The sequence below is a fragment of the Phaeobacter sp. HF9A genome, assembly GCF_011806385.1.
In the GTDB taxonomy this organism is placed as follows: domain Bacteria; phylum Pseudomonadota; class Alphaproteobacteria; order Rhodobacterales; family Rhodobacteraceae; genus Epibacterium.
The window spans coordinates 1-9580 of record NZ_JAATOX010000139.1 but is presented as its reverse complement, the minus strand read 5'-3'; the positions used below and the strand labels follow the sequence as shown (position 1 = coordinate 9580).

Sequence of the window (9580 nt, the reverse complement as noted above, 5' to 3'; positions counted from 1 at the left end):
GAGCGCCACCGCTCCATATGTCGCAGCACGCAACTGCAACAGGATCAACGGTCGTCGCCGCCCTCGTTGGCATCTGCTTCTTCGTCCTCGATCACCGCCTGCGCCGCTCCCAGGGCCGCCTGTTGCGCATTGCCCGAGACCGGCGCGCCCTGTTCGTCCACCACCCGCACGGTGACCTCGCGGTGGGCGAACTTGATCCCCTCGCGCAGGAACAAATCGCGGATCTCCTGGAACACCCGCTTGCGGATCAGCCATTGATCGCCCGGTTTGGTCATGAATTTCACCCGGATGATCATCGCCGAATCCTGCATCTCGATCACCCCCTGCGACTTCAGCGGCTGGATGAAGTCATGGCCGATCACCTCATCCTCCAAGAGGTCCTGACCGAGTTTCTTGATCAGCTTGCGCACCTTCTCCACATCGGTGTCATAGGTCACCCGCAGGGGCAGCTTCATGATCACCCAATCGCGCGAGTAATTGGTCAGCACCTGGATTTCGCCAAAGGGAATCGTGTGCAGCGCGCCCAGATGGTGGCGCAGCTGGAAGGAGCGGCCCGAGATCTTCTCAACCGGGCCCTTGACGCTGCCGATGTCGATATACTCGCCGCGCCGGAACGCGTCATCGAGCAGGAAAAACGCCCCCGAGAAGATATCCCGCACCAGCGTCTGCGAGCCAAAGCCCACCGCGAGACCCACCACACCGGCCCCGGCAAACAGCGGGCTGACGTTGATGCCCATCTCCAGCAGGATGATCAGCGCGATGCTCACCACCACCACCGCCAGAATGGCGCCCCTAAACAGCGGCAAGAGCGTCGCCAGGCGGCTGGCGCTGTTGCCGCCGCCCTCGTCGCCCAGCTCGCCCTCTTCAAGATCCTCGCTTTCCTCTTCGATCTTGCTGTCGATCCAGATGCGGGCGAGGTGATAGACCAGATAGCCGATGAAGAGGATCACCAGCACATCGACGCCGCGATCCGTCACCGAGTCCGGTCGCATCCGAAACCCCGGATCCCAGACATGCACCAGCGCCACCGCACCACCGGCAAAGGCCAGGATCCCCGCCGCCCGGCGGGCCAGATCCTTGTAGGTGGCGAGGGGATGCGGCGGGCGCGCGGGGCGGACGTCTTCGGCTGCGGTGTCGTCCACATCGCGCGGCACCGTCACGATCCGCGCCCGACGGCCAGCGAATTGCTCGATGGCGTAGTTGATCAGCCCGTAGACCACGAGGATCGCGCTCAACACCGCAAACAGCCCCATGATCGGCGGCACGCTGCCGGGGCGTGCCAGCACCATGTCAAAGGCCAGCGCCAGCCAGCCCACCGCGATGTAGCAGATCACCAGCGGCACCCAGATCCAGGACAACAGCCGGTTCAGCCAGCTTGTCCGCCCGCTGGCCCCGGCGCGGCGGATGGCGCGCGACACCGCCGGCGCGTTCACCAGCACCAGCAGGATGGCCAGCGCCGAGGAGACCAGCATCAGGATCGCATAGGTCAGCGCATAGATATTGTAGTTGAGCCCGAAGTCCTGCACCCAGGTCGAGACCATGACCGCCGCGATGTCAAAGGTCGCCAGCACCGAGAGCCAGAGATAGAGCCGCCGCGCCTCGCGGTCCTCCAGCGCCGGGATCCGGTATTGGCTCAGGTAGGGCGACAGCACCATCCGCCACAGATCGGACGCGGTGCGCGCCGCAAAGAAGGTCAGATACACCGCAAAGGAGGTAAACTGCACCGAGACATCATTTGACGGGCCAAAGACCAGCAAGGTGATCGCCATCGCAAACAGCATGGCAAAGATCGTCGCCCCCAGCCCGGCAAAAAACCGGATCAGCAGGAACGGCATCTTGCCGGCATAGCCCTCTGGCGCCTCCTCGATCCGGCGGGCCACGAAACGGCGGATCAACCGCTTGCCGTAGATCTCGATCGACAGCCAGCGTCCGACAAGCAGCAGCAAGGTGGTGATCCCCACCACCCAGACATAGGTCACGATACGGCCATCCGGGCTGGTGGCGCGCAGGATATAGGTCATCTCGATCATCGAGTTGGGCAGCGCCTGCAAACGCTCGTCCAGCTTGGCGCCAAAATTGTGCAGCTCGGATTGCGCCTTCATCAGCGTCGAGGAGCCGCCCATCATCGCCGCTTCCTGCCTGGCCTCCTGCCCGGCGGCGGCCTCGCGGCGCGCGTCCTCGCTGGCTGCGGGCGCCATGCCAATGGGCTGGCCGCGCGCGTCCAGGATCACCACGCCGATGCCCGCCTCGCTGGCCTGTCGGATCGCCTCGGCCAGGGCGGTGGCATCTGCGCTCTCCGCCTCCTGCGCCATCGCGGCAGGACCGCCAAACAGGCAAAGACTCAGCGCAAGAACAGCGCCCCAAAGCCGGAGTATCATCCTCAGATGCCGCATGTCTGTGATCCCTTCACCTTGCTTCGGTTGGGGGCTTTGCGATCGCTTGCCACGAAAATCCGGCACAATTGTCGATTTTGCGCCGCTGATTGCAGCCCCAGCCCGTTGGTTTGATTGCATGCCAGCCGCGCGCAGGCTATATCACGGATGTTTAACAGTCTGCGTTTTTGTCCGTGCGTTGTCGCCGGGCCATAACAGAAAGCAGGCATAAGAAATGCAATACCGGTTGCGCCTTGCCGCTGTCACAGGCGCCTCCGATGGACGATTGGGGCGGAATATGGCCAAGATGCAGGGCGTCACCCGACCAGCCGGGCGCCGCACATCCCCCCCGTCGTGGTCCGGGCGCTGCGGGCCGGATCCCGCGCCCCGGCTGTGCCACCAGCCACGCCAGATCGCCCGCCGCCCCATGCCCCTGTCCCTGCCCTTCCCCTGCAAGCGAGCCCCGTCATGAGCCCCAACACCTCCACCGGTTCGTGCCCGGATGAGCGCGGGCCGCGCATCCTGTTTTACAGCCATGACACCTTTGGCCTTGGCCACCTGCGCCGTTCGCGGGCGCTGGCGGCGGCGCTGACCGCAGCCGATCCGCGTGCCTCGGCGATGATCCTGACCGGCTCGCCGGTGGCGGGGCGTTTCGCCTTTCCCAACCGGGTCGATCACATGCGCCTGCCCGGCGTCATCAAACGCGCCGATGGCTCCTACGCCAGCCGCACCATGGGCATGAGCATCGAGGAAACCACCGAGATGCGCGCCGCGCTGATCCGCTCCACCGCCGAACAATTCGACCCCGACATTCTGGTGGTCGACAAGGAGCCCACCGGCTTTCGCGGCGAGCTGCTGCCGACGCTGGACATGCTGCAAGAGCGGGGCAAGGCGCGGCTGGTTCTGGGGCTGCGCGATGTGCTGGACGAACCCGAACTGCTGCGCGCCGAATGGGAGCGCAAGGGCGCGCGGGACGCGGCTGAAAAATACTATCACGAGATCTGGGTCTATGGGCTGCGCGAAATCCACGACCCCACCGCCGGGCTGGACCTCAGCCCCGCCGCCCAGACGCGGATGTATTGGACCGGCTATCTGCGCCGCGATCTGGGCGTGGTCGGCACGCCGCCAGAGCAGCCCTATGTGCTGATCACCCCCGGCGGCGGCGGCGATGGCGCGATGATGGTGGATCTGGCGATCTCCGCCTATGAGCGCGACCCGGATCTGGCGCCGCGCGCGGTGCTGGTCTACGGCCCGTTCCTGTCGGGCGACACCCGCGCCGCCTTCGAGGACCGCGTTGCCGCGCTGGGAGGCCGGGTCACGGCGATGGGGTTCGAGAGCCAGATCGAAACGCTGTTTGCCGGGGCGCAGGGCGTGATCTGCATGGGCGGCTACAATACGTTCTGCGAGGTGCTCTCCTTTGACAAACCGGCGGTCATCGTGCCCCGCACCACCCCGCGTCTGGAACAATGGATCCGCGCCAGCCGTGCCGAGCAACTGGGCCTTGTCACCATGCTGGACGAAACCCGCGACGGCTGGACCCCGGAGGCGATGATCGGCGCCATCCGCGCGCTGGACCGCCAGCCGCGCCCCTCTCAGGCGATCTCGGACGGGCTGCTTGACGGGCTGGATTTTGTCACCAACCGGGTCAATGCGCTGCTGCGCCAACTGCCGCGCGAGGCGGCGGAATGAGAACGCAGACCCCGGCGCTGGCGGTTCTGGTCAAGGGCTGGCCGCGCCTTTCGGAGACCTTCATCGCGCAGGAGCTGGTCGCACTGGAAGAGGCCGGCCAGCCGTTTGAGATCTGGTCGCTGCGTCATCCCACCGACAAGAAGACCCATCCGCTGCATGACCGTTTGCAGGCGCCGGTGCATTACCTGCCGGAATATCTGCATGATGACCCGGCCCGCGTCACCCATGCCCGCGAGCGCGCCCGCGCCCTGCCCGGCTATGGCGCCGCCTATCAGGTCTGGCGCGCTGATCTCCGGCGCGACCCCAGCCACAACCGCATCCGCCGCTTTGGTCAGGCCTGCGTGCTGGCCACCGAGCTGCCCCCCGAGGTGCGCGGGCTTTATGCGCATTTTTTGCACACGCCGTCCTCGGTGGCGCGCTACGCCGCCATCATGCGCGGCCTGCCCTGGAGCTTCTCGGCCCATGCCAAGGACATCTGGACCTCGCCCGAGTGGGAGCTGCGCGAAAAACTGTCGTCGCACAGCTTTGGCGCCGCCTTCGGGGCCACCTGCACCGGCTTTGGCGCCCGCCACCTGCAAGACCTCGCCGAGGGCACCCCGGTGGATCTGATCTATCACGGGCTGGATCTTGGGCGCTTCCCGCCGCCGCCCGAGCGCCCGCTGCGCGCGCCCGACGCGCCGTTTCACATGATGTCGGTGGGCCGACTGGTCGAGAAGAAAGGCTTTGACCGGCTGATCGCGGCGCTGGCGCTGCTGCCGCAGGCGCTGGACTGGCACTGGACCCATATCGGCGGCGGTGGCCTTGGCGATCTGTTGCAAGGCATGGCCGAGGAGGCCGGGATTTCCGGGCGCATCACCTGGCGCGGTGCTTGCGACCAGCCCGAGGTGATCGCCGCCATGCGCGCCGCGGATCTCTTTGTGCTGCCCTCGCGGGTGGCGGCGGACGGCGATCGTGACGGGCTACCCAATGTGTTGATGGAAGCCGCCTCGCAGGCTCTGCCGATCCTCTCCACGCCGGTCTCGGCGATCCCGGAGTTCATTGACAGCGGCACCCATGGGCTTCTGTCCGATGACGCGCCCGAGGCGCTGGCGGCCGCGATGCTGCGCCTGGCCCGCGCCCCCGAGGAAGCCGCCCAGATGGCGCAGGCAGCGCGCGCGCGCCTGCGCGCCGAGTTCGGCATGAGCCCCGGCATCGCCCGGCTGAACCGGCGCCTGACCGAGATGCTGGAGCCCGCCGCGTGAGTCAGCCCCGCGTGGCCTTTTACGCGCCGATGAAAGCGCCGACCCATCCCACCCCCTCCGGGGATCGCGCAATGGGCCGCAATCTGATGGCGCTGCTGGCCGAAGGCGGCGCCGAGGTCACCCTGGCGTCAGAGCTGCGCATCTACGACAAACAGGGCGACGCGGCCACGCAGGCCATGCTGCGCCAACAGGCCGAGGCGGAAAGCGCGCGGCTGATCGCGACCCTGCCGCCACTGGACCTCTGGGTGAGCTATCACAACTATTACAAGGCGCCGGATCTGATCGGCCCCGCCGTCGCCCGCGCGCGCGGCATCCCCTATGTGCAGATCGAAAGCACCCGCGCCAGCAAACGGCTGACCGGACCCTGGGCGGGCTTTGCCGAGGCGGCACATCGCGCGGCGGATCAGGCGGCAGTGATCTTTTACCAGACCCAGCAGGATTACGAGACGCTGGCGCGCGACCGCGCGGGCGCGCAGCGCCTTGTGCATCTGCCCCCCTTCCTGCCGCTGGAAGACCTGCCCGAGGCCAGTGCCCTTCAGGGGCCGATGCTCGCGGCGGGCATGATGCGCCCGGGCGACAAGCTGGCCTCTTACGCGCTGATCGCCGAGACCCTGCACCAGCTGGACACCCTGCACCAGATGGCAGGGCGCGCGGGCGACTGGCGGCTCCTGATTGCGGGCGACGGCCCCGCGCGCGCCGAGGTGGAGGCGCTTGTGGCGCCCTTTGGCGATCGCGTGAAATTGCTCGGCCAGCTCGATACTGAAGCGATGGCAAGGGCTTACGGCACGGCTTCGCTGTTCCTCTGGCCCGGCGTCAACGAGGCCTATGGCATGGTCTACCTCGAAGCCCAGGCGCATGGGCTGCCGGTGGTGGCACAGGATCGCCCCGGCCTGCGCGATGTGCTGCTGCCGGGGCGCTACCCCTCCCCCCAGGTCGGCGCCCAAGCGCTGGCGGAGGCTGTGGCACGGCTGCTCGACAATGCGTCTGAACGCGCCCGGCTCGGACCGCGGGCACGGCACCATATCGCCGCGCACCACCTGCGCCCCGCCGCCTGCGCCACGCTCTGGTCCGCGCTGCCCCCTCTGCTGGAGAACACCCGATGATCCGCCTCGCCCTTCTGCGCCATGGCCACACCGACTGGAACCGACAGGGTCGCATCCAGGGGCGCAGCGATATCGCGCTGGACGATGCCGCCCGCGCCGAGCTCGCAGCCCAGGCCCTGCCCGCCCCCTGGGATCGCGCCGAGCTCTGGTCGAGCCCCCTGCTGCGCGCCGAGGAAACCGCGCGGCTGGTCGCAGGCCACAGCCCCCGCACCGACCCCGCCCTCATCGAGATGAACTGGGGCGACTGGGAGGGGCTGCGCGGCCTGGAGCTGAAAGCCGACCCCGCCTCCGGCTTTCGCGATATCGAGGACTGGGGCTGGCACTACCGCCCCCCCGGCGGCGAGAGCCCGGCAGAGGTCTGGGCCCGCCTCGCCCCCTGGATTGCCACGCTGACCCGCGACACGGTTGCGGTCTGCCATATCGGCATCATGCGGATGATCCTGGCCCGCGCCCATGGCTGGGATTTCAACGGCCCCGCGCCGTTTCAGATCAAACGCAACCGGCTGTTCGTGGTCGAGATCACCCAAGACGGCCTCACCCCCCGGGACACCCCGATCCGCCTGACAAAGGAGCGCGCATGAAGATCCTGATCGCTGTCACGCATCTTCTGGGCACCGGCCATCTGGCCCGCGCCCTGACGCTGGGCCGCGCCTTTGCGGCCGCCGGGCATCAGGCCACCGTGGTCTCTGGCGGTTTTGCCGCGCCGCAGCTCAGCACCGCCGGGGTTGCGCTGGTGCAACTGCCGCCGCTGCGCTCGGACGGGGTGGAATTCTCCCGCCTGCTGGGCGCGGCGGGCAGCCTCGCGGATGAGACCTATCACCAGGCGCGGCGCGCGCAGCTTCAGGCGCTCGTCACCTCCCTGATGCCGGATGTGCTGATCACCGAGCTCTACCCCTTTGGCCGCCGCGCCCTGCGCGGGGAGTTCCGCGCCCTCCTGGAAGCCGCCCATGCGCTGCCGCGCCGACCGCTGGTGCTGTCCTCGATCCGCGATATCCTCGCCCCGCCCTCCAAGCCGCAAAAGGCCGTGGACGCCGACGAGATGATCGCCCGCTTTTACGATGGTGTGCTGGTGCATTCCGACCCCAAGGCCACCCGGCTGGACGCCAGCTGGCCGGTCTCGGAGGCACTGGCCGAGCGGCTCCATTACACCGGCTATGTCGCGCCCCCCGTCCCGGTGCCGCACCCAGAGGGGCTGGGCAAGGGCGAAATCCTGGTCAGCGCTGGCGGCGGCGGCGTGGGCGATGCGCTCTATGCCTGCGCGGTGGCGGCGGCAAAACAGATGCCGGAGCACCGCTGGCGCATTCTGGTCGGCGGCGCGGATGCGCCTGCGCGGATCAAGGCGCTGACGGACCCCGCCTCCCCCGCGCTGCTGGAGCCCGCGCGCCCGGATTTTCGCGCCATGCTGCCCCATGCGGCAGCCTCGGTCAGCATGTGCGGCTACAATACCGCGCTGGATCTGCTGCAAACCGGCGTGCCCGCCGTGCTGGTGCCCTTTGACGCGGGCAAGGAGGTGGAGCAAAGCCTGCGCGCCCAAAGCCTCGCACCGCTGCCGGGCATCGCGCTGGAACCCTCCGCCAGCCTCACGCCAGAGCGGCTCTGCGCGGCGCTGTGGCAGGTCATGCAGGATACGCAACGCGGCCTTGATGGCTTTGCGTTTGACGGTGCCAGCCGAAGCGTGGAGATTGCCGCCACGCTGCATCAGCGGTTGCATGGGGGGATGACATGACACAAGGCTGGGACGCGCTCGACACAGAGCTGGCACTCTGGACGGAGCAGGGGCTGCACCTGCCCTTCTGGTGGCGTGACGACGATGCGGTGGCCCCAAGCCCCGCGCTGACCCGGCTGGAGGATCTGGCGGCGCGAATGGAGATGCCAGTGCATCTGGCGATCATCCCCCGGGACGCCACGCCGGAGCTCGCCGCCAAGGTCACGCAATCCGCGCATCTGCTGCCGGTGGTGCATGGCTGGGCGCATAAAAACCACGCCCCCGCCGCGCAGAAGAAATGCGAATTTGGCAGCACCCGCCCGATTGATCTGACGCTGGAAGAGGCCGAAGCCGGCCTGACCCGGCTGAAAGAGCTGTTTGGCCCCCGATTGATCCCGATGTTCGTGCCGCCCTGGAACCGGGTCTCTTCGGCGCTGCTGCCCTGGCTGGCGGGGCTGGACTATGCCATGCTCTCCACCTATGGGCCGCGCAAGCGCGAACACATCGCGCCCGGGCTCACGCAGATCAATACCCATCTGGACCCGATCGACTGGCACGGCAGCCGCAGCCTGCGCGATGAGGAAGAGCTGCTCGCCGGTCTGGTCGAAATCCTGCGCGCCCGCCGCACCGGCAGCCAGGACAATGACGAGCCCTTGGGGCTGCTGACCCATCACCTGGAGCATGACGACGCCATCTGGCGCTTTTGCGAAACCCTGATCGCCCGGCTGCTGGCAGGCCCTGCACAGCCCTGGCGCTCCAACGACAAGGATATGCGGATATGAGCCGACTGGACAGCATGCTGCGCCGCCTCACCGCCCAACGCGACGGGCTCAACTGGGCGGCGGAGGCGATCTCTGGGCTGCCCGGCGATGTGATCGACCTCGGGCTGGGCAATGGGCGCACCTATGATCACCTGCGCGAGGGGCTGAGCGACCGGCGCATCTGGGTCATCGACCGGGTGCTGCAATGCCACCCCTCCTGCGTGCCGCCAGAAGAGAACTTCCTGCAAGGCGAGGCCGAACCGATGCTGGACCGTCTGGCATCCGAAGGGCACAAAATCGCGCTGGCGCATTACGATTTCGGCTTTGGCATCAAGGAGAAAGACGTGGCAGAAGCCGCCAAGCTCTCCCCCGCCATTGCGCGGGTAATGGTGCCGAGCGGGATCATCATCTCCGGCCAGCCGCTGGTCGGATTTGAAGAGATCCAGGGCCCCGAGGGCATCCCGGAAGGGCGCTATATGTTCTACCGCGCGGGCTAGCCGCGCGACTGGCTACCTGGTCTGTACTCTGTCTGATCTGAGAGATTGCGCTTCGCGGAGCGAAGCGCCCGGGGCGTGGCCGCCGCGCCTGCGGCGCGGCGGCCACGCAACACCCAAAATAGGTCAGCAAATCTGACCCAATGTTTCGGGCGCGAAACAACAGGGCAGCAATGTTGATACTTTTTCTGCGCGTTGCCCGCTCGGCGCGCGCT

8 protein-coding genes are annotated in these 9580 nt (G+C 67.6%); 7 read left to right on the top strand and 1 reads right to left on the bottom strand.

Annotated elements, in window-relative coordinates; translation table 11 throughout:
- Window positions 1-44: 44 nt before the first annotated feature.
- The gene (locus tag HCZ87_RS17940; protein WP_167646003.1) at window positions 45-2393 is read right to left on the bottom strand and encodes a mechanosensitive ion channel family protein; all 2349 of its coding nucleotides are present in this window, start codon (window positions 2391-2393) and stop codon (window positions 45-47) included.
- Window positions 2394-2840: 447 nt separating this feature from the next.
- Here HCZ87_RS17940 and HCZ87_RS17935 point away from each other — a divergent pair, with 447 nt between their 5' ends.
- The 7 genes from HCZ87_RS17935 to HCZ87_RS17905 are packed head-to-tail and all read left to right on the top strand — an operon-like array spanning window position 2841 to window position 9368.
- Complete coding sequence (locus tag HCZ87_RS17935) at window positions 2841-4061, top strand: glycosyltransferase family protein (RefSeq protein WP_167646001.1); 1221 nt, start codon at window positions 2841-2843, stop codon at window positions 4059-4061.
- On the top strand, window positions 4058-5302 hold the full coding sequence (locus tag HCZ87_RS17930) for a glycosyltransferase family 4 protein (protein ID WP_167645999.1): 1245 nt from the start codon (window positions 4058-4060) through the stop codon (window positions 5300-5302). The genes HCZ87_RS17935 and HCZ87_RS17930 overlap by 4 nt, the downstream gene beginning before the upstream one ends.
- Window positions 5299-6405: a glycosyltransferase family 4 protein gene (locus tag HCZ87_RS17925; RefSeq protein ID WP_368484141.1), complete on the top strand. Its 1107-nt coding sequence runs from the start codon at window positions 5299-5301 to the stop codon at window positions 6403-6405. Before HCZ87_RS17930 ends, HCZ87_RS17925 begins: the two co-directional genes overlap by 4 nt.
- Window positions 6402-6986, top strand: a complete 585-nt coding sequence (locus HCZ87_RS17920) for a histidine phosphatase family protein (RefSeq protein WP_167645997.1) — start codon at window positions 6402-6404, stop codon at window positions 6984-6986. The genes HCZ87_RS17925 and HCZ87_RS17920 overlap by 4 nt, the downstream gene beginning before the upstream one ends.
- Window positions 6983-8131, top strand: a complete 1149-nt coding sequence (locus HCZ87_RS17915) for a glycosyltransferase family protein (protein ID WP_167645995.1) — start codon at window positions 6983-6985, stop codon at window positions 8129-8131. Before HCZ87_RS17920 ends, HCZ87_RS17915 begins: the two co-directional genes overlap by 4 nt.
- Window positions 8128-8892 (top strand): polysaccharide deacetylase family protein, encoded by a 765-nt coding sequence (locus HCZ87_RS17910; RefSeq protein ID WP_167645993.1) that lies wholly within the window; start codon window positions 8128-8130, stop codon window positions 8890-8892. Before HCZ87_RS17915 ends, HCZ87_RS17910 begins: the two co-directional genes overlap by 4 nt.
- A complete protein-coding gene (locus tag HCZ87_RS17905) occupies window positions 8889-9368 on the top strand; it encodes a class I SAM-dependent methyltransferase (RefSeq protein ID WP_167645991.1) in 480 nt (159 codons plus the stop codon). Before HCZ87_RS17910 ends, HCZ87_RS17905 begins: the two co-directional genes overlap by 4 nt.
- Window positions 9369-9580: the final 212 nt, after the last annotated feature.

Bases quoted from the DNA above. Each gene is read 5' to 3' on its own strand.
- HCZ87_RS17940 (WP_167646003.1), bottom strand. From the start codon at position 2,393: ATGCGGCATCTGAGGATGATACTCCGGCTTTGGGGCGCTGTTCTTGCG.
- HCZ87_RS17905 (WP_167645991.1), top strand. From the start codon at position 8,889: ATGAGCCGACTGGACAGCATGCTGCGCCGCCTCACCGCCCAACGCGAC.
- HCZ87_RS17910 (WP_167645993.1), top strand. From the start codon at position 8,128: ATGACACAAGGCTGGGACGCGCTCGACACAGAGCTGGCACTCTGGACG.
- HCZ87_RS17930 (WP_167645999.1), top strand. From the start codon at position 4,058: ATGAGAACGCAGACCCCGGCGCTGGCGGTTCTGGTCAAGGGCTGGCCG.
- HCZ87_RS17915 (WP_167645995.1), top strand. From the start codon at position 6,983: ATGAAGATCCTGATCGCTGTCACGCATCTTCTGGGCACCGGCCATCTG.
- HCZ87_RS17920 (WP_167645997.1), top strand. From the start codon at position 6,402: ATGATCCGCCTCGCCCTTCTGCGCCATGGCCACACCGACTGGAACCGA.
- HCZ87_RS17935 (WP_167646001.1), top strand. From the start codon at position 2,841: ATGAGCCCCAACACCTCCACCGGTTCGTGCCCGGATGAGCGCGGGCCG.